At 54.0% G+C, this 19,958-nt stretch carries 15 protein-coding genes and 3 tRNA genes; 8 read left to right on the top strand and 10 right to left on the bottom strand.

Going from position 1 to position 19,958, the window contains the following annotated elements:
- Positions 1 to 423 (top strand): L-fucose mutarotase, encoded by a 423-nt coding sequence (gene fucU / locus HV350_RS05005; RefSeq protein WP_103766718.1) that lies wholly within the window; start codon positions 1 to 3, stop codon positions 421 to 423.
- Between the two features lie 57 nt (positions 424 to 480).
- The gene (gene fucR / locus HV350_RS05000) at positions 481 to 1,209 is read left to right on the top strand and encodes an L-fucose operon activator (RefSeq protein ID WP_137352548.1); all 729 of its coding nucleotides are present in this window, start codon (positions 481 to 483) and stop codon (positions 1,207 to 1,209) included.
- Positions 1,210 to 1,244: 35 nt separating this feature from the next.
- Here fucR and rlmM read toward each other — a convergent pair whose 3' ends face one another.
- The 4 genes from rlmM to HV350_RS04980 all read right to left on the bottom strand — a co-directional run bounded on the left by rlmM (position 1,245) and on the right by HV350_RS04980 (position 4,260).
- Positions 1,245 to 2,345, bottom strand: a complete 1,101-nt coding sequence (rlmM, locus tag HV350_RS04995; protein ID WP_181629921.1) for a 23S rRNA (cytidine(2498)-2'-O)-methyltransferase RlmM — start codon at positions 2,343 to 2,345, stop codon at positions 1,245 to 1,247.
- The gene (locus HV350_RS04990; protein WP_003034037.1) at positions 2,338 to 2,733 is read right to left on the bottom strand and encodes a DUF423 domain-containing protein; all 396 of its coding nucleotides are present in this window, start codon (positions 2,731 to 2,733) and stop codon (positions 2,338 to 2,340) included. Before HV350_RS04990 ends, rlmM begins: the two co-directional genes overlap by 8 nt.
- A gap of 18 nt (positions 2,734 to 2,751) precedes the next feature.
- Positions 2,752 to 3,669, bottom strand: a complete 918-nt coding sequence (gcvA, locus tag HV350_RS04985) for a glycine cleavage system transcriptional regulator GcvA (protein ID WP_016154260.1) — start codon at positions 3,667 to 3,669, stop codon at positions 2,752 to 2,754.
- A gap of 363 nt (positions 3,670 to 4,032) precedes the next feature.
- On the bottom strand, positions 4,033 to 4,260 hold the full coding sequence (locus tag HV350_RS04980) for a YgdI/YgdR family lipoprotein (protein ID WP_016154261.1): 228 nt from the start codon (positions 4,258 to 4,260) through the stop codon (positions 4,033 to 4,035).
- 192 nt (positions 4,261 to 4,452) lie between these two features.
- Here HV350_RS04980 and csdA point away from each other — a divergent pair, with 192 nt between their 5' ends.
- Together csdA and csdE are read left to right on the top strand one after the other, a co-directional pair.
- On the top strand, positions 4,453 to 5,658 hold the full coding sequence (csdA, locus tag HV350_RS04975; protein WP_181629919.1) for a cysteine desulfurase CsdA: 1,206 nt from the start codon (positions 4,453 to 4,455) through the stop codon (positions 5,656 to 5,658).
- On the top strand, positions 5,658 to 6,101 hold the full coding sequence (gene csdE / locus HV350_RS04970; protein ID WP_016154263.1) for a cysteine desulfurase sulfur acceptor subunit CsdE: 444 nt from the start codon (positions 5,658 to 5,660) through the stop codon (positions 6,099 to 6,101). Before csdA ends, csdE begins: the two co-directional genes overlap by 1 nt.
- A 47-nt stretch (positions 6,102 to 6,148) precedes the next feature.
- On the opposite strand, the gene tcdA is transcribed toward csdE, so the two are convergent.
- Positions 6,149 to 6,955: a tRNA cyclic N6-threonylcarbamoyladenosine(37) synthase TcdA gene (tcdA, locus tag HV350_RS04965; RefSeq protein WP_019077596.1), complete on the bottom strand. Its 807-nt coding sequence runs from the start codon at positions 6,953 to 6,955 to the stop codon at positions 6,149 to 6,151.
- A 39-nt stretch (positions 6,956 to 6,994) separates the two neighbouring features.
- Positions 6,995 to 8,092 carry a murein transglycosylase A gene (gene mltA / locus HV350_RS04960; protein ID WP_019077597.1) on the bottom strand — a complete coding sequence of 366 codons (1,098 nt, stop codon included), beginning with the start codon at positions 8,090 to 8,092 and terminating at the stop codon, positions 6,995 to 6,997.
- Positions 8,093 to 8,297: 205 nt separating this feature from the next.
- On the opposite strand from mltA, the gene HV350_RS04955 reads away from it, so the two are divergent.
- From HV350_RS04955 to HV350_RS04945, 3 genes are all read left to right on the top strand, one after another.
- A tRNA-Met gene (locus HV350_RS04955) sits at positions 8,298 to 8,374 on the top strand.
- A 34-nt stretch (positions 8,375 to 8,408) separates the two neighbouring features.
- Positions 8,409 to 8,485 (top strand) — tRNA-Met (locus tag HV350_RS04950).
- A 34-nt stretch (positions 8,486 to 8,519) separates the two neighbouring features.
- A tRNA-Met gene (locus HV350_RS04945) sits at positions 8,520 to 8,596 on the top strand.
- Positions 8,597 to 8,670: 74 nt separating this feature from the next.
- Here HV350_RS04945 and amiC read toward each other — a convergent pair.
- Positions 8,671 to 9,924, bottom strand: a complete 1,254-nt coding sequence (gene amiC, locus HV350_RS04940) for an N-acetylmuramoyl-L-alanine amidase AmiC (protein WP_016154266.1) — start codon at positions 9,922 to 9,924, stop codon at positions 8,671 to 8,673.
- Between the two features lie 235 nt (positions 9,925 to 10,159).
- Between amiC and argA the strand changes: the two genes are divergently transcribed.
- A complete protein-coding gene (argA, locus tag HV350_RS04935; RefSeq protein WP_008785703.1) occupies positions 10,160 to 11,491 on the top strand; it encodes an amino-acid N-acetyltransferase in 1,332 nt (443 codons plus the stop codon).
- Positions 11,492 to 11,537: 46 nt separating this feature from the next.
- On the opposite strand, the gene recD is transcribed toward argA, so the two are convergent.
- The 3 genes from recD to ptrA are packed head-to-tail and all read right to left on the bottom strand — an operon-like array spanning position 11,538 to position 19,781.
- On the bottom strand, positions 11,538 to 13,358 hold the full coding sequence (gene recD, locus HV350_RS04930; protein ID WP_149381204.1) for an exodeoxyribonuclease V subunit alpha: 1,821 nt from the start codon (positions 13,356 to 13,358) through the stop codon (positions 11,538 to 11,540).
- Positions 13,355 to 16,900 (bottom strand): exodeoxyribonuclease V subunit beta, encoded by a 3,546-nt coding sequence (gene recB / locus HV350_RS04925; protein ID WP_181629917.1) that lies wholly within the window; start codon positions 16,898 to 16,900, stop codon positions 13,355 to 13,357. The genes recD and recB overlap by 4 nt, the downstream gene beginning before the upstream one ends.
- Positions 16,893 to 19,781 (bottom strand): pitrilysin, encoded by a 2,889-nt coding sequence (ptrA, locus tag HV350_RS04920; RefSeq protein WP_181629916.1) that lies wholly within the window; start codon positions 19,779 to 19,781, stop codon positions 16,893 to 16,895. The genes recB and ptrA overlap by 8 nt, the downstream gene beginning before the upstream one ends.
- Positions 19,782 to 19,958: the final 177 nt, after the last annotated feature.

Here is a 19,958-nt window from a genome sequence, read left to right as displayed (position 1 = left end):
ATGCTCAAAACAATATCTCCCTTAATTTCACCCGACCTGCTGAAGGTGCTGGCTGAGATGGGGCACGGCGATGAGATTATATTTTCCGATGCCCACTTCCCGGCCCACAGCATGGGACCGCAGGTTATCCGCGCCGACGGTCTGCTGGTCAGCGACCTGCTACAGGCGATTATTCCGCTCTTTGAACTGGACAGCTATGCCCCATCGCTGGTGATGATGGCGGCTGTTGAAGGCGATGCCCTCGATCCTGACGTCGAGGCCCGCTATCGTCAGGCGCTTTCACTGCAAACCCCCTGCCCGGACATCACGCGTATTGACCGCTATGCCTTCTATGAACGCGCGCAACAGGCGTTTGCGATCGTTATCACAGGAGAACGGGCAAAGTACGGGAATATTCTATTAAAAAAAGGAGTAACCCCGTAATCTCTGGTCTGAATGCCCGTCAGCTACGGGCATTCATCATAAGATGAGGATCAGAACATGAAAGCGGCGCGCCAGCAGGCGATCGTAGATCTGCTTACCAACCACAAAAATCTGACAACCGAAACCCTTGCTTTGCAACTTAAGGTCAGCAAAGAGACTATCCGCCGCGATCTCAGCGAGTTACAAGCCCAGGGAAAAGTGCTGCGCAATCACGGGCGGGCCAAAGTGATTCATCGGGAAAATCAGGACAGCGGCGACCCGTTTCATATGCGACTCAAAAGCCACTATGCCCACAAAGCGAATATTGCCCGCGAAGCGCTGGCATGGATCGAAGAAGGTATGGTGATAGCCCTGGACGCCAGCTCAACGTGCTGGTACCTGGCGCGACAGTTACCGGACATCAACATTCACGTCTTTACCAACAGCCAGCCCATTTGTCAGGAATTGGCTAAACGCGAACACCTTCAGCTCATCAGCTCCGGCGGTCGCCTTGAGCGTAAATACGGTTGCTATGTTAACCCCTCGCTCATCTCGCAGCTCAAACCACTCGAGATCGATCTGTTTATTTTTTCCTGCGTAGGGATCGACAGCGACGGCGCACTCTGGGACTCTAACGCGACCAATGCCGACTTCAAGTCCATTCTGCTTAAGCGCGCAGCGCAGTCATTATTGCTGATCGATAAAAGTAAATTTAATCGTTCGGGAGAGGCCCGGATTGGGCATCTGGATGATGTGACGCATATTATTTCAGATACGCCGCTAATTGAAACAATACAGGCCGGATGAGACATTTACGCCTTCATCCGGCCTGCAATTTTACCTTATCGCTCGTCGCGACGACCACCAACAGCAGCCCACAGGCGACGGACGTGCACAGTGACTTCTTCACGGTCATGATACAGCTGACGCGCCTGAATCTGGGCATTTACGCCATGCTCGTCAAGCTGTGCCTGAATATAAGCCAGGTTTTGCGACACCTCTTCGTAGCGTTTTTTCATCGGCAGCTTGAGGTTGAAAATAGTCTCACGACACCAGCCGTTGACCAGCCATTGCGCCATCAGGGCGGCAACCTTCGCGGGCTTTTCCACCATGTCGCAAACCATCCACGAAATGTTATTGCGATTTGGCCGGTACTTAAATCCGTCTTCGCGCAGCCAGGTAACTTGTCCGGTATCCATCAGACTTTGCGCCATCGGACCATTATCCACGGAGTAAACCCACATGTTGCGTTTAACCAGTTGATAGGTCCAACCGCCCGGGCATGCCCCTAAATCCACCGCATACATTCCGTTAGCCAGACGTTCATCCCACTCATCGGCAGGAATAAACACGTGCAGCGCTTCTTCCAGCTTCAGTGTTGAACGGCTCGGCGCATCGGCCGGGAACTTCAGACGCGGAATGCCCATGTAGAACGGGGAGTTATTGTCAGGCCAGGAATAGCCGGTATAGCAACAGCCTGGTGCGATAAAGAACACATGAATCACCGGACGTTTTGGCGTTTCATACTTTGCCAGCACGCCCGCTTCCCGCAGCGCCGCGCGCAGTGGTACGGTAAATTTACGGCAAAATTTAACCAACTCTTTGCTTTCATTGGTATCAGCAACTTCAACGCGCAGATCGCCGCCTTTCTCCACCACGCCCTGCAACATGCCGACAATCGGCGTAATGCGGTCTTCCGGCGGTAAATATTGCAGCAGTTCGCCCACCACAAACATTTGACGGGCAAAAATCAGCGAGCTAAACGGCAACTCTTTCACTAACTTTTCGGCATCGTCCTGCTGATAGCATTCGAAGATGACGTAACCCGCATTGTCTTTCACGCGGGCAAAACCGAAGATTTCCCGGCGTCCTGCTTTATCCGTAATTTCTGCGGCGCACTCTTTTTCAAAACCTGGGCGACACAACAATACAACCTTATTCATGGCTAACGCCCTTACGTTTCAATCGAATAGCGCCCACTAACATCAGCGCCCAGCCCACAAGGAAGCTGAAACCGCCGACGGGGGTAACAAACGCCCACAGGCGTAAATGCGAGAGCGCGAGGCAATACAGGCTGCCGCTAAACAGCACCGTTCCTAATGCCAAAAACACGCTACTCCAGTAAAACCAAATGCTAATGCGCCGCTGCATGGCGACGGCCAGGCCAAATATAGCCAGCGTATGGAACGCCTGATACTCGAGGCCAGTCTGGATCCACCCCATCTCAACGACACCGAGGGTTTTACTCAGAACATGTGCCCCAAAGGCGCCCAACGCCACAAAGATAAAGCCACTTACGGCGGCAAAAATCAGCATAAAACGGCTGGTCATGTGAATACCCTACGTAAATTATTGTTCATAACGAAAGCGGAATTTTTCTTGTTCCGTGGCCGCTTTCGCCAGAATCCACTGACGGAAGGCGGCTATTTTACCCAGTTCTGCCTGACTGTCATGACAAACCAGATAAAATGCGTTTTTGCTGACCAGAACATCATTAAACGGACAGACCAGACGTCCGGCTTCTATTTCGGATTGCGCCATGACGTTATTAGCCAACGCAATTCCCTGTCCATGGATAGCAGCCTGGAGCACCATGGCGCTATGGCTGAAGATGGGTCCCTGCTGTACGTTGATATGATTCAGGCCAAGCTGGCGCGTATAGGCTTGCCAGTCACGGCGTGACGCATCGTGCAATAATGTGTGTTTCGCCAGATCTTCGGGCGTCTTTAGCGGTTTATCACCGGTGAGTAATAGCGGCGAGCAGACCGGCAATAAATATTCTGCGTACAATTTTTCAACGCGCAGACCCGGCCAATTGCCACGTCCGTAGAAAATCGCCACATCAACATCGTCAGCCAGTTTGTCTTCCTGACGGTCCACCGCCTGGATCCTGACATCGATTCCCGGATAAGCTGAGTTAAAGCTAGAGAGTCTGGGAACCATCCATTGGATTGCAAAACTGGGCAATAAACTCACGGTGAGCGCACCTTTTGCACTGCGTGCCTGAAGTTTACGCGTCGCGTCGGTTAATTGCGAAAAAATCTCTTTGATGTCGAGAAAGTAGCTTTGGCCTTCTTCCGTTAACAGCAAAGATCGATTGCGTCGACGAAACAGCTTCAGCCCCAGGAAATCCTCAAGTGACTTGATTTGATGACTTACTGCGGCCTGCGTCACAAAAAGCTCTTCTGCTGCGCGAGTAAAGCTCAAATGACGCGCTGCAGCATCAAAAACACGCAACGCATTTAGGGGTGGTAATCGTTTTGACATGACTTTTAGGCTTTGATGTTAAATGAATTTAACAATTAACCAACAGGTTGTAACCTATTAGTTTTTTTTATCTGAGCCATTATAAATTGTCCGTTGAGGTTCTACCAGCAAATACCTATAGTGGCGGCACTTCCTGAAGCCGGAACGAAAAGTTTTATCGGAATGCGTGTTCTGGTGGGCTTTTGGCTTACGGTTGTGATGTTGTGTTGTTGTGTTTGCAATTGGTCTGCGATTCAGACCATGGTAGCAAAGCTACCCTTTTTCACTTCCTGTACATTTACCCTGTCTGTCCATAGTGATTAATGTAGCACCGCCAAATTGCGGTGCTTTTTTTTGTCCGACTCTTTGTCGATGGACGACCGGTTAGTTATCCAGTTCTACCATCTCTTTCACATCGGTACGGTTAATCTGCTGTTTGTTGCCGTTAGCGTCTTTATACGAAATCATCCCCGTTTCATTGTCGGTCTGTGGCTTACCATCAGATACGATTGATCGACCATCATTGGTGTGCATCACGTAATTCGAACCAGAACAGGCGCTCAGGGCAAAAGTCAGCATACAAGCAGAGATAATTGCGGCAGTCTTTTTCATCTTTTTCTCCTTAAAGCGATTTATGCTATTAAAAACACACTCCGTAACAGGCTAAATTGCTCGCCTAACGGTATATAGCATAAGACACTGCGTGGACTTTGCCAGGATATCCAGAGTATTCCGATGGTTAGCCCCCCCCTTGTATCAGCGCCCTTTTTGCGCCACGATCGGTTTACTGAACTGAGGAATACCATGAACGCTTTTAACCCCGCGCAGTTTCGCGCGCAATTTCCCGCACTCAACGATGCTGGCGTCTATCTCGACAGCGCTGCTACCGCACTGAAGCCGCAGGCAGTGATTGAGGCCTCCCATCAGTTTTATAGCCTGAGCGCCGGGAACGTCCACCGCAGCCAGTTTGCCGAAGCACAGCGCCTGACCGCACGCTATGAAGCCGCGCGGGAAAAAGTCGCAAGCCTGATTAATGCGCCGGATGACAAAACAATCGTCTGGACCCGCGGTACGACGGAAGCGATCAACATGGTTGCCCAAAGCTATGCGCGACCGCGGTTACAACCGGGTGATGAGATTATCGTTAGCGCAGCAGAACATCATGCCAACCTCGTGCCCTGGCTGATGGTGGCGGAGCAAACGGGGGCGAAGGTCGTCAGACTACCGCTTAACGACCATTTATTGCCAGACGTTGAAAGCCTCGCGCAACTCATCACTCCACGCAGTCGCATTCTGGCGCTTGGGCAGATGTCGAACGTTACCGGCGGTTGCCCGGATTTGGCCCGCGCCATTACGCTCGCCCATGCGGCTGGCATGGTGGTGATGGTGGATGGTGCACAGGGGATTGTCCATTTCCCCGCCGACGTACAGCAATTAGACATTGATTTCTATGCGTTCTCGGGCCACAAGCTGTATGGCCCCACCGGCATTGGCGTGCTGTACGGTAAACCGGAACTGCTGGATGCCATGTCTCCCTGGCTCGGTGGCGGTAAAATGATTAGCGAAGTCAGTTTTGACGGTTTCACCACCCAGGCTGCTCCATGGAAGCTGGAGGCCGGTACGCCTAACGTTGCTGGCGTTATCGGGCTAAGCGCGGCGCTCGAATGGCTGGCGGACGTTGACGTGGTGCAGGCCGAAAACTGGAGCCGGGGTCTGGCGACGCTGGCAGAAGATGCACTGGCGAAACGCCCCGGCTTTCGCTCCTTCCGCTGCCAGGACTCCAGTCTGTTAGCCTTTGATTTCGCAGGCGTTCATCACAGCGACATGGTGACGTTGCTGGCCGAATATGGCATTGCACTGCGTGCAGGACAACACTGTGCGCAACCGCTGCTGGCAGAACTGGGCGTATCCGGGACGCTACGCGCCTCATTTGCACCTTATAATACGCAAAGTGATGTAGATGCGTTGGTCGCAGCCGTTGACCGCGCGCTGGAAATATTGGTGGATTAATGACAAGCCCTCTGTTCGCCGGACACCCGTTTGGCACAACCGTAACGGAAGAGACGTTACGCAATACCTTTACCCCGCTCACCCAGTGGGAAGATAAATATCGCCAGCTGATTCTGCTGGGTAAGCAGTTGCCAGCGCTTCCGGATTCGCTAAAGGCACAGGCCAAAGAGATCGCGGGCTGCGAAAACCGCGTTTGGCTGGGGCATACCCTTCATGAGAATGGTACTTTGCATTTCTTCGGCGACAGCGAAGGTCGCATTGTACGCGGGCTGCTGGCGGTATTACTCACGGCGGTCGAAGGTAAAACTGCAGCCGAGTTACTGGCGCATTCGCCTATGGCATTATTTGACGAGCTAGGTTTACGCGCGCAGCTCAGCGCCTCGCGTACCCAGGGGCTGCATGCTCTGAACGAGGCGATTCTTGAGGCTGCCCGACAGGTTTGATGGTTGCCGGATGGCGACGCGAACGCGCCTTATCCGGCACAACACATTCAACTCTGGCGCGCCGCTTTCGCCATCATCTTCTTCAGCGCATGTGAGACGGCAACAAAGCCAAAGGTGGCGGTCACCATAGTGGCCGCGCCAAAACCGGATGCGCAATCCATGCGCTTCGGCCCTTCCGCCGTCGCCTTCATCGCACATACCGAGCCATCTGCCTGCGGGTAAACCAGCGCTTCGGTCGAGAACACACAGTCCACGCCCAGCTTGCCTTTGCTGTTTTTCACCACGCCAAAATCGCTTTTCAGCCGCTCGCGTAGCTTGGCTGCCAGCGGATCCTGGATAGTTTTTGCCAAATCAACGACCTGTATCTGCGTCGGGTCGATCTGCCCTCCCGCACCACCAGTGGTCACCAGCGGAATTTTGTTACGCCGACACCAGGCGATCAGTGCCGCTTTTGGGCGCACGCTATCAATCGCATCAATGACATACGAATAACCCGCACTCATATACTCAGCAACATTATCCGGTGTGACAAAATCATCGACCACGTTCACCCGGCACTCCGGGTTAATCTGGCGGATACGTTCAGCCATCACTTCAGCTTTTGCCAGGCCGACGTTATCGCGCAGAGCATGGATCTGGCGGTTAGTATTGGTGACGCACACATCATCCATATCGATGAGCGTGATGGCGCCAATACCGGTACGCGCCAGCGCTTCCGCCGCCCACGACCCTACCCCGCCAATCCCGACCACGCAAACGTGCGATTGGGCAAACAACTGCAGCGCATTTTCGCCATACAGACGCGCCGTACCGCCAAAACGCTGGCGCCAGGCATCACTGATAACCACAGACATAACACCTCAAATTCATTAATATCGAGCGCCATCCGGCTATTAACCGCTGAACACGTTACCCGTACCCGGCGCTGTTTTCAGTACCCACACGCGACCGTAGTGATTATACCACCCCGCACGGTGTCCGGCGTCAGCACCAATGCCCTGATAGATATCGAAGTGTTGCCCTTTAATAGCGCCACCCACATCTAACGCCACCATCAGGCGCAGTTCGTACTGGCCGGTAAACTTGCCGTTATTGTCCAGTAACGGGACTTCCGCCAGCAATGTTGTGCCCGCCGGAATGATACTGCGGTCAGAAGCCACAGACGCGCGGCCAATCAACGGTACCGCGCTGGCCCCTTTGACCGGTGCAAAAGATTGCGGTTTAAAGAAGACAAACGATGGGTTCTGCTCCAACAGCTCACGCACTTCGGCTTCGCTGTGCGTTTCACCCCAATGGCGAATAGCCTGCATCGACATATCTTCTTTTTTCACTTCGCCACGGTCGATAAGCACTTTACCGATGCTGCGATAGGCGTGGCCGTTTTTCCCGGAATAGCTAAAGAAGTTAAGCGGACTGCCATCGCCAAAATCGATGTAACCACTGCCCTGCACATCCATAATGAAGTTATCCATCAGGGAGTTGCTGTACGCCAGAATGTAGTTGTCGCTCAGCGCACCCGCGTAAATCTCGGCACGGCTTGGTAAGCGCCCACGTTTTGGCGGCATGCGATAGATAGGATACTGAAACTCGCCCTGGCGCGTATGGCGCGCCTGAATAACCGGCGTGTAGTAACCGGTAAACTGGACGTTACCGTAGTTGTCCGCCCCTTCCATTTGCCAGGCATCAATACCAAACTGGCGCATACTGCGCGTATCACCGCCCGCACGTAACCACTGCTGGATAGCGTTGTAAACGTTGCTCTGGTTGCCGTACAAACGTGGCGAAGCGCTGCGAATTTGATTAACCTGCTCGGCGAAATCACCGGCATTGATTGGTGCGCCAACCGCATCAGGCTGGTTCACCAGTGAGAAAGGCTGGGTAAATTTCCCGTCTTTATACTGCTGCCCACGATCGGTGGGTTTTGAGGAACACGCGGCGAGCATCGCGACGACTGCTCCCGCCAGAAGATATTTTGCCCAACGTCCTTTCATTGTTCTCGTCTTATGTTGCCTGAATGCGAGACGAAGATAACAAACCCCCGAACCTAATGAAATGCGTATACATACCCGAACGCAAATTTTGAGCAAAAAACAATCCAGAATGCGTTGTTTTTGTTCATTTTCACCTTAAAAACGTGATCAAGGTGAAAAAAGGGTTGCATGAAAATGCGAGCAGAGTATAGTGCGCATCCACGGACGCGGGGTGGAGCAGCTTGGTAGCTCGTCGGGCTCATAACCCGAAGGTCGTCAGTTCAAATCTGGCCCCCGCAACCAATTAAAATTTGATGAAATAAAAGCAGTACGGTGACGCGGGGTGGAGCAGCCTGGTAGCTCGTCGGGCTCATAACCCGAAGGTCGTCGGTTCAAATCCGGCCCCCGCAACCAATCAAATTTGATAAAATATAAAGCAGTACGGTGACGCGGGGTGGAGCAGCCTGGTAGCTCGTCGGGCTCATAACCCGAAGGTCGTCGGTTCAAATCCGGCCCCCGCAACCAACATTATAAACACCCTAAAGGGTGTTTTTTTGTATCTGCGGTCCATAAAAAAAGCGCTTTTCAGCGCTTTTTTGTTATCCCCTTCTCGCCAGCGTCGCGCCATCGGCAAAGTAGGCTTTGATCCCCGCCAGAATCGACTCTGCAACTTCCTGCTGGAAGGTCGCAGTTTTGAGCTTGCGCTCTTCCTCAACGTTACTGATAAATGCGGTTTCCACCAGAATAGACGGAATATCCGGCGCTTTTAGTACCGCAAACCCGGCTTGTTCAACCTGGTTCTTATGCAGATTGTTAACTTTACCGAGCTTATTCAATACCGCTTTACCAAACTTCAGGCTGTCGGCGATGGTCAGCGATTGCACCATATCAAACATGGTATGGTCGACGTAGCGATCGCCGCTCTTGCTGACGCCGCCAATCAAATCCGAGGCGTTCTGAGTTTGCGCCAGATATTTCGCGGCGGTGCTGGTCGCCCCTTTGGTCGAGAGCGCAAACACCGACGAACCTCTGGGCTGTCGACTGGTAAATGCATCGGCGTGAATAGAGACAAACAGGTCTGCACGCTGCTTCTGCGCTTTCGCCACGCGGACTTTAAGCGGAATGAAGATATCTTCATTTCGCGTCATAAAGACCTTCATGTTGCCCTCTTTCTCTATGAGGGCTCGCAGGCGTCGGGCAATCTGCAGCACCACATCTTTTTCACGCGTCTTGTATTTCCCCACCGCACCGGAGTCCTCTCCGCCATGTCCTGGGTCGAGCATAATGACAATGGGACGATCGCGCCCCGCTTTACCCGGCTGCGGGCCACTTTGCGCAGGCGGCACCTGTTTGTCCAGATCGCCCTTGTTGTATTCTTCCAGCAACGCCAGCAGCGGATCCTGAACATCCTGGGCATTCGCGGGATAGAGATCCATCACCAGACGTTCTTTAAAGCCGGCCACCGGAGCCAGCGCAAAAAGTTGCGGCTTCACATTCTGTTTCAGCTCGAACACCATCCGCACGGTCTGTGGGTCAAACTGCCCGACGCGCGCCGATTTAATATACGGATCGTCAGGACGGATCTGCGCACCCATGCCCTTGAGCACCGAGTTCAAATTAACGCCTTCAATATCCACAACCACACGCTCAGGATTACTCAGGGCAAACTGTTTGTATTTCAGCAGACGGTTAGATTCTACCGTGACGCGGGTGTAGCTGGACGCTGGCCAGACACGTACGGCAACGACCTGACTCATGGCAGCCAGACCAACCTGGCTGACGCTCAAAAGCCACATAGCACCCGCACCTTTCAGTAAACGGCGGCGACTGATTGCTGAATTGGATCCCGACATGCTTCTCCCGAGCAAAAAGAAATCTTTATTGAGGTAATACGTAAAACGTCTGAATTGACCGGAAACTTTAGCGAATGACGCATAATCTGTCATCTATAAAAGGGTAAACATTCTTTTTATATTCACGGCATTACTGAGAAAAATCTTCGGCATGGGTAAAAATTACGCTTGCGCACAGCGCCAAAACAGAATAAAAATACACAAATTACGAATAATCATGCAATGAGGGTGTGCCGTGGTGAAGGAGCGTAGAACCGAACTGGTACAGGGATTCCGCCATTCTGTTCCCTATATCAATACCCATCGGGGAAAGACGTTTGTCATTATGCTGGGCGGCGAAGCCATCGAGCATGAAAACTTTTCCAGTATCGTCAATGACATTGGCCTTCTTCATAGCCTCGGCATCCGCCTTGTCGTGGTCTATGGCGCACGACCGCAGATTGATGCCAATCTTGCGGCACATCATCATGAACCGGTGTACCACAAGAATACGCGCGTTACCGACGCTAAAACCCTGGAGCTGGTCAAACAGGCGGCAGGGTTACTTCAGCTTGATATTACCGCCCGCCTGTCAATGAGCCTGAATAATACGCCATTGCAGGGGGCGCACATCAATGTGGTCAGCGGTAATTTTATTATCTCCCAGCCGCTGGGCGTTGATGACGGCGTGGATTACTGCCATAGCGGACGTATTCGTCGTATTGATGAAGATGCCATTCACCGGCAGTTAGACAGTGGCGCGATTGTGCTGATGGGCCCGGTCGCCGTTTCCGTCACCGGTGAGAGCTTTAACCTGACTTCAGAAGAGGTCGCCACGCAGTTGGCTATCAAACTGAAGGCAGAGAAAATGATCGGCTTTTGCTCCTCTCAGGGCGTCACCAACGATGATGGCGATATTATTTCCGAGCTGTTTCCTAACGAAGCCCAGGCGCGCGTTGAGCTGCAGGAAGAGAAAGGCGATTACAGCTCCGGCACAGTGCGCTTCCTGCGCGGGGCAGTGAAAGCCTGTCGCAGTGGGGTACGGCGCTGCCATCTGATCAGCTATCAGGAAGATGGCGCATTGCTGCAGGAACTGTTCTCCCGTGACGGGATCGGTACGCAGATCGTAATGGAAAGCGCCGAGCAGATCCGCCGCGCTACCATTAACGATATCGGCGGGATTCTGGAGCTGATCCGCCCGCTGGAGCAACAAGGCATTCTGGTACGTCGCTCCCGCGAACAACTGGAAATGGAGATCGACAAATTCACAATTATTCAGCGCGATAACCTGACCATCGCCTGCGCCGCTCTGTACCCTTTCCCGGAGGAGAGAATTGGCGAAATGGCGTGCGTGGCGGTGCATCCGGACTACCGTAGCTCATCGCGCGGGGAAGTATTGCTGGAGCGGATCGCCGCGCAGGCCCGGCAAATGGGACTGAGCAAACTGTTCGTGCTGACCACGCGCAGCATCCACTGGTTCCAGGAACGTGGTTTCACGCCGGTGGATATCGACCTGCTGCCGGAAAGCAAGAAAGAGATGTACAACTATCAGCGGCGGTCAAAGGTGCTGATGGCGGATTTGGGGTAGTGGTCGTTGCCGGATGCGGTATAAATGCCTTATCCGGCAACGAATTTTATTGATTAAACAACGCCGACAATCCGCTGCGACGTTCGGTGCGGGTGGCAATGGCGTTACTTAATATCCGCTCATCGGCATACAGTGACAGACGCCGGCGCGCGCGGGTGACGGCGGTATAGACCAGCTCGCGGGTAACCACGGGTGAATGCTGGCTGGGTAAAATCAACGCCGCATGGTCAAACTCAGATCCCTGCGATTTGTGCACGGTCATCGCCCAGGTGGTTTCATGTTCAGGTAAGCGACTGGGCTGGACTGATTTGATAGAACCGTCCGGCAGCGCAAACCACACCCTCAGGCCCTGTCCACGATCGAGGGCAATGCCGATATCACCGTTAAATAATCCCAGCGAACTGTCATTGCGCGCGATCATCACCGGCCTTCCCTCATACCAGCGGCTATGCGTCGAACGATGAATTTTACGTTTTTGCGCCATCACCTGCTCAAGGCGTTCATTCAAACCACCCACGCCAAACGGGCCTTCACGCAGGGCACACAACAGCTGATACTCATTGAAAGCCTGAATGACGGCATCCGGCTCAGCGCCCTCGCGCAGTAAATCCAGATAGTGCCCATAACCCGCCAGCGCCTCATCCAACATCGCGGCGTAATCTTCGCTGCTATGTAGCGTGCGTTTTTCGATGTCGCTAAACCCCTGCTGGAAGACCGTTTTGAGCGCGGCTTTGTCACCACGATTAATCGCAGCAGCCAACTGACCGATTCCGGAATCGCTACCGAAACGGTAACTCTTTTGCAGCAGACACAAACTGTCGCGCAAAGCGGCGGCCTGAGTTCCCAGACCTGCCGGAATAGCGCTTCCGGTCAGACGACTGAGCTGGCGGGCGCGTTCCGGGGTAAACCCGTCACCGACGAAAGCACAGATATCCCCCAGCACCGCCCCCGCTTCGACGGAAGCGAGCTGGTCACGATCGCCAAGAAAAATCACCCGCCCGTGCGGCGGCAGCGCATCGATAAGGCGCGACATCATCGGCAAATCAATCATCGAGGCTTCATCCACCACCAGCACATCCAGATGCAGCGGGTTTCCCGCATGATGGCGCAGGCGCTGACTGCCTGGCTGAGCGCCTAATAATCGATGCAACGTACTGGCGTCATCGGGAATGCGTTTCTTTTGCTCTTCGGTTAACGGCAGTTCTCGTAGCGCTGCGCCCAGCGAGGCAGTCAGGCGCGCTGCCGCCTTTCCAGTAGGAGCCGCCAGGCGAATACGGCAGCGTTCTCCCTCCGCCATCTGAATCAACGCCGCCAGAAGCCTCGCCACTGTTGTCGTTTTTCCGGTCCCCGGCCCGCCGGAGATCACCGATATACGACGGGTCAACGCCACCGCAGCGGCCACTTTTTGCCAGTTAACACCTTCCGCTGGTGGAAACAACGCCGCCAGCGTGTGGGTAAGCCGTTGTTCATCCACCTCAATGGCGTGGTTAACTTCACTGAAAAAGCGAGCCACCGCCCGTTCGTTATGCCACATCCGGTTCAGATACAAGCGATCGCCGTGCAGCACCAGCGGCGTGGGTTGCTCACCACGGCTTACCGCCCCGGAGGCCAGCAGACATTCCGTCCAGTCTTCTGGCTCCCCTACTTCAGCGAGCCAGGCGCTTAAAAGGGGATGGGCATCCTCGCTCAGGGATAACCGCGAAAGTGGTAAGCAGACGTGCCCTTCTCCTGCTTCACGACTGAGCAACGCCGCCGCCAGCGCAACGGCAGGGTTATCATTTCCGGCAACCGCCAGCGCAAACTGGGCATCCAGAGGCCGGAGCTGTTTTTGCTCCACAGCTTCCAGTAATCGTTTCTGGATTGTCATGACATCTCCTCCAGTGGCGCACCGACAAACATCTCGTCCATCAAGGCGATTAACTCCCCGTCTGGTCGGGTCGCGTAAATTCCCTGTTGCGGATTTTCACTGTCAATGCCACGCAAGAAGAGATAAATAACGCCGCCAAAATGGCGTTCATAATCGTAATCAGCAATGCGATGGCGCAAGTAGCGATGCAGCGCCAGGGTATAAAGTTGATACTGCAGGTCGTAGCGATGCGCCTGCATGGCAGAGGCCATCGCCTGCTGCGTATACGCTGAGCTGTCTTCCCCAAGCCAGTTCGATTTGTAATCGAGAAGGTAATAACGCCCCTGGTGGCGGAAAACCAGGTCAATAAATCCTTTCAGCATGCCGCGTACCTGCATAAATTCCAACGCAGGGCACCCCGCGGAGAGAGGATCGTATTGGCGAATTAACGCATCAAGTTGGCTGGCCATCAGCGGCTGCGAAATCGGCAGGTAAAACTCCATCTCCACCTGTTTTTCACGCGCGGAAAGATGGCTCAAACTCACGCCCGTCTCGTTGAGAGGCGCCTGCAAAATGGCATCCAGCCATTCGGTCAAAACCGGCGTCCAGTGCGCGTCATAACCGCCCAATGCCAGTTTTTCCTCGACCCAACTCGGATCTACCGGTTGAGTAAAGTCGAGATCTTCAAACAGGCTATGCAAGAATGTACCTGGCGAAGCGCCGCGCGGGAACTGATGCGGAGTAAGCCCTGACTCTTCAATAACCTCACCAACGCCTGCGGCATCAATATCCAGTCGCGGGATCAGATCCTGCGCGATTCCATGCCCACGCTGCTGCAGACCGGAATAACTGGTCACGCGCCAGCTATCGCCGGGCGTACGCTGCAGTATTTTCGCACTCAGTTCGCAGCTAACAGCCTGCGCAACTTGCCAGCGTTCACCGTCAGGCTGCGCAGGCGTCTGGCAGGCAATATCGTCGCTACACAGCGCTTCAATCGCACTACGCAGACCCGCGGCATCCATCGGCTCACCTTTTTGCAACAGGCGACCAAGGGCGCTGTGATGTACATCGGTATCCCCTTTTTTATCGCCCCGACGTCGCACCAACGGCGCAACGCCAAGGCTGCAGTGCCATACCGAACGGGTTAGCGCGACATAGAGCAAACGCAGGTCTTCCGCCAGACGTTCCGCTTCAGCCAGCTCAACGCTCTCCTCGGCATCGCTGAGATCCAGCACGGCTTCAAAAGAGCTGCGATCGTGGTAGAAAGCCTGATCCTGGACGCGGAAATTCGTGATAAACGGCAGCCAGACCAGCGGATACTCCAGCCCTTTAGATTTATGGATAGTGACGATTTTGACCAGATGCTTGTCGCTTTCCAGCCTGAGCTGCTGGCTGGACGCGTTGCTGTCGGGTTCAAGAATATGCTGGGACAGCCAGCGCACCAGCGCATGCTCGCTTTCCAGCTGCGAGCCCGCTTCCTGCAACAGTTCGCTGATATGTAAAATATCGGTCAGGCGGCGTTCGCCCCCCGCCGTCGCCAGCAGGTTTTCCGCAATCTGGCGGGTTGTCATCAGCGCGCGCAGCATCGGCATCACGCCGCGTTTATGCCAGATCTGACGATAGCCATCAAACTCTTCGACCACCGCATCCCAGGCATTTTCGTCGTTATTTAAGGCTTCAAGATCCTGCGCATTCAGCCCCATCATTGAGGTCGCCAGCGCGCTACGCAGCGTGTTCTCACGCTCCGGCGTCATCACCGCCTGCAGCACCCACAGCAACTCCCGCGCTTCCAGCGTTTCAAATACGCTGTCACGGTTGGAAAGGTAGACGGAGGGAATTGCCAGCTGCGTCAGCGCATCACGGACCAGTGCCGCCTCCTGGCGGCTACGAACCAGTACGCTGATATCCGACGCGCGTACCGGACTGGATGTTTTACCACTGACCAGTTGCGCAGCGCCAGACTGCCCTGCCTTAAGCCAGTCGCGAATTTGCGTGGCGCACACCTGGGCCATGTAGTTCTGATAATCGCCTACGCCGCAGCTTTCCCCTTCCATCAGCCACATGCTCATGGCTGGCTGTGTCTCACCGTATAAAACAAACCGAAACGACTGGTTTTTTTCTGCAAATTTTACCGGGCTAAAGGGGATTTCGCGGAACATAAAGGCGTCATCCATCTGGCTGAAAAGCGTATTTACGCTATTGACCATGCCGGGGGCCGAACGCCAGTTGGTATCGAGCGTATAGTGTGCGCTGACCTCGCTGCGCGCCTTCATATAGGTGAAGATATCCGCGCCGCGGAACGCGTAAATCGCCTGTTTTGGGTCGCCAATCAGCAGCAGTGCGGTATCCGGCTGATGCTGCCAGATCCGACGAAAAATACGGTACTGCTGCGGATCGGTATCCTGAAATTCATCGATCATCGCGACCGGAAAACGGGTACGGATAGCCGTCGCCAGCGCATCACCGCTTTCACTGCGCAACGCTGCATCCAGACGGCTGAGCATATCGTCAAAGCCTAGCTCACCGCGGCGTCGTTTCTCCTCGGCAACCGCTGAACGGATCTCCGCCAGCGCCCGGGTGATCACCAGATCGCGGAGAGTTAACGGTTCGCTAAGCAGTTCATCAATAGCGACAAACAGCGGGTGCTGAGGAGTTATTCCGCCCGCTTTAGTGCGCTCTTCCAGAAAACGCTGAGAGAATTTCTCCAGCGCGTCAGGAAGCTGATAACTTTGGGTTTCTTCTTGCGCCCATGCGCTGATCTTTTCGATCCACTTACCCTGGTTACCACGGTTAAATTTACGCCGGTCGATCCCGGAGGCTTCCAGCAGGCCATCCAGCTCATCAACAGAATCACGCCATTGCTGCTTGATCTGGTTAATGCGCGTGAGAATTTGTTCGTGCCGGGAAGCCAGCGTTTCGTCATCAGACGGCGGAGCCTTGATGACCGGCGCTTCCCCCTGCAGATAGCGATCGATGTCTCTCAGCAGAGCCTGCGGTCCTTTCCACGTTTCAAAAATCACCTGCGCAATGTCGCGGGGTAGTGGATAGCAGTGTCGACGCCAGAAGTCCGCACAGGCCTGATAGCGCAGCAGCGATTCATCTTCTATCAGTTGCTGTTCGAACAGCATGCCTGATTCAAAGGCGTTGAGACTGAGCATACGCTGACAAAAGCCGTGGATGGTAAACACCGCCGCTTCATCCATCTGTCTTTCAGCCAATAGCAGCCACTGAGCGGCCTGTTTTTTATCGGCGATTTCATCTAACAAACGGGCATATAGCGGGTTGTCGGTTGTTTCACGCATGCAGGCAATTCGCAGTTCATGAATGTTGCTACGAATTCGACCACGCAACTCTTCGGTGGCCGCCTCGGTGAAGGTGACCACGAGCAGTTCTTCAACGGTCAGAGGACGAGGAAAGGCGGCAGAGCCGCCCAGTCCAAGCAGTAAACGTAAATACAGGGCGGCGATGGTAAAGGTTTTACCGGTGCCCGCAGAGGCTTCAATCAGGCGCTCACCCGTCAGGGGCAAGCGCAGTGGATCAAGGGACTCAGCGGCATCATTCATTCTTATCACTCATCAGGGGTAAGGTTTGCTGCAACGCGCTGACTGTCTGCCACACTTTCCAGCCTTCCGGGTGCACATATTCTGCTTTCCCGTTCTGACTGCCGGAAACCTGTGACAGTATCGCCATGCCTTGCGGCTCAACCACCGCCTGATGGAAGAAGTCGGCAAGTTTTTGCGGCGTCAGCAGTTTAATCTGAGCCACTATTTTATCACGTGAATCGAAGCGCATATTGCCGCGATCAAAATCTTTGCTTAACTGTGAGGCTTCTTCCCCCAGCGTTTGCGGCGCCTGCAGCATTTGCGCAATAATCGCCTGCTGAATTTGCGCAAACTCTTCAGGTTTCATCGCCCGCAGCTTCGCTTCCGCCGTCGGGAAGAACGCTTTATAACGCTCCCAAAGATAAGACGGCTGCTTATCATTGCTTTGCAGCAGGAACCCCATTCCCCACTGACGGCCAATACTCATCGGGAAAGCAAATACAGCGTAGCCTAACTGCTCTTCAGTACGCAGTTGATTGTAGAACCACGGCTGAACAATCTGCCCTAACATGGCGCTGTAGGCTGAACTGGCGTATTCATCGTATCCGGTTGGCACAAATACCGCCGCCAGCGCGGAGTCCGTGCTACTGCCTGCTTTTTCAAAGATGACGGACTGCTTCTTGTCCACAACCACATCTTTATTGCGACACCACTGTGCCCCGTTAGCGCCAAGCTGTTGTTGGATATCCCGCGCCATGGTCGTCGCCTGAGCGGCGCTCATATTACCAATTACCAGGAATTCAGGCCGCGCACCGGTTTTTAAGGCGTCGCGGTACGCCATCACCTCTTTCAGGGTGATAGAAGGCAGTAGTTTACGACGCTCATCGCGTGAGAAGTACGGCACCTGAGAAAGCATCTGCACTGGCATAATTGCCTGATCGTAGGCTTTACCCTTCTCTGCAGAATCCATCATCTGGGCATACCAGGATTTCGCCTGTTCCAGCTGTTCATCCGTTGAGGTGTAGCTGAAATAGCCGCTCAGCAGCGCCTGAAAAAGCTGCGGCAGACGTTGGGTGTAGCCGTTGGCGTTAAGCATTAACCCATTGTTAGCGTTGGTAGAGAAACCAATTCCACCTACCGACGCCTGGTTGCTTAACTGATCGAGCGCAATCCCCGCCAGGTAATCGTTAAGTGCGAATAATACCTGGTTGCGGGCGCTGTCCATGGCCTTCGGGTTACGCAGGATCACGCTGACGTCAGCCTTCGGCTCACTGGCAAAATACTGGCTCGGCGCATACACCACGCGTAGATCCGGCTCATCAACGATCAGTTCCGGGTGAGCGTATTTTTTATCCGTTTTAATCAGCGTGAAATCATCCGGAATGTAGGGGTTCAACTCCGGTAACGACAGCGCAATGCCCTGCGCTTTTTTCTGCCAGTCGGCAAAGGTTTTGTCGCTGATTTTATCCACCTGGTAAGGCGCATCGACAAAATAAGCGGTTTTATTATGCGGTTCTTTCGCACTGATATACCAGATACGCGCATTCTGTGGCGTCATCATTGCCAGGCGTTGCTCAACGGCTTTCACATCGTACTGGTCGGCAATATTCACCGCATCCAGCGTATGTTCGACAGGAACGCGGATCATGGTATCAGCCAGCCATTCCACGTAGTCCATATCACGGGTGATGGAGGGATAACGGAAATCGAGATCCAGTACGTGCGCCAGTTCGTCAAAATAGCGTTTATCGACGCCTTTATCGCGTAACAGATTGAGATAACTGAATATTGCCGCAACAACTTCATCGCGGTTCGCCAGCCCTTTGTCGGTTAACGTCGCGGAAATGGCTAACACGCCGCTGTTCCCATTGACCACCGGATCGGAATCCGCACGAATACCTTCAACCAGTCCCTGCTTTTGCAGCCAGTCAGACAACGTGCCAGGGCTACGATTACCAATCAGATAGGTCACCAGCTCATCGGTTTTACTGCGGAACTGCGCGCTGTTGTTATCGATACGAAACTCGACGCGCAGTACTTTACGCGGCATTGCCGGAACATAGTGGATGATGACGCCCTTTTGCGCGTCGGTGACTACCGGTACGGTAATTTCAGGCTTTGCGATATTTCTGTTCGGTACGCGTCCAAAGGTGTCAGCAGCTATCCGCGCCAGCTCTGGCAGCGGTTTATTGCTATAAATCACCGCCTTCATCAGGTTCGCGGAGTAGTACTTTTCATGAAATTTTTGTAATGCCTGCACCACCGGGTTTCCCGGTTTATCGCTTAATGTCTCGAGATTTCCGCCGGAGAAACGCGAGCCAGGGTGCGCCGGGTTGATGGTCTCAGCACTCACCTGCGCCATACGCATCCCGTCTCGGGTACGCGCCAGCGTCAGCTCGGAGTTAACCGCGTTACGCTCACGATCGGCATATTTTTTATCCAGCAACGGATCGGCAATAGCGTCCGCCAGGCGATCCACCGCCCCCACCAACGCGTCGTTTTCGACTTCAAGATAGAAGGCCGTACGGTAAGGCGCGGTGCTGGCATTGTGGCTGCCGCCGTGCATTTTCAGGAATTCAGCCAGACTGTCCGGCTGTGGGTATTTTTTCGAGCCCATCAGACACATGTGTTCGAGATAATGCGCCAGCCCCTGATGCTCGTCCGGATCTTCCAGCGAGCCCACGGGAACCACCAGTGCAGAAAGGGATTTCACGGCCTGAGGATCGGATACCAGCAACACGACCATGCCGTTATCAAGGCGCACGGCCTGATACTGGCGGGTGTCTTTATCGCTTTTACGGATGGTTTCAGCTAAAGGCTGCCAACCGGTATCTGCCTGACTTACGGGAACCCAAAGGGCGACGAACAACAGTAATGCGCTGAACCAGGTGCTGCGGGGCATTCACAAACCTCATCATTAACGTATTCACCTGTTCACAGCAAAGCACGCATAAATACGTGGTCTGAACAGGGCAAGACTATGTGCTGAACGAGCCAGCATCCTCTCTTTGTAAGAATCAGTCCGTGACAGAATGCGCATCATAGTGGAAGCCATCGAACTGCGCAATTTTTATACAAT

It is taken from the genome of Citrobacter sp. RHBSTW-01013, assembly GCF_013781985.1.
Classification (GTDB): domain Bacteria; phylum Pseudomonadota; class Gammaproteobacteria; order Enterobacterales; family Enterobacteriaceae; genus Citrobacter; species Citrobacter braakii.
The sequence above is the reverse complement of the archived record's forward strand: the minus strand, read 5'-3'. Positions and strand labels throughout refer to the sequence as shown.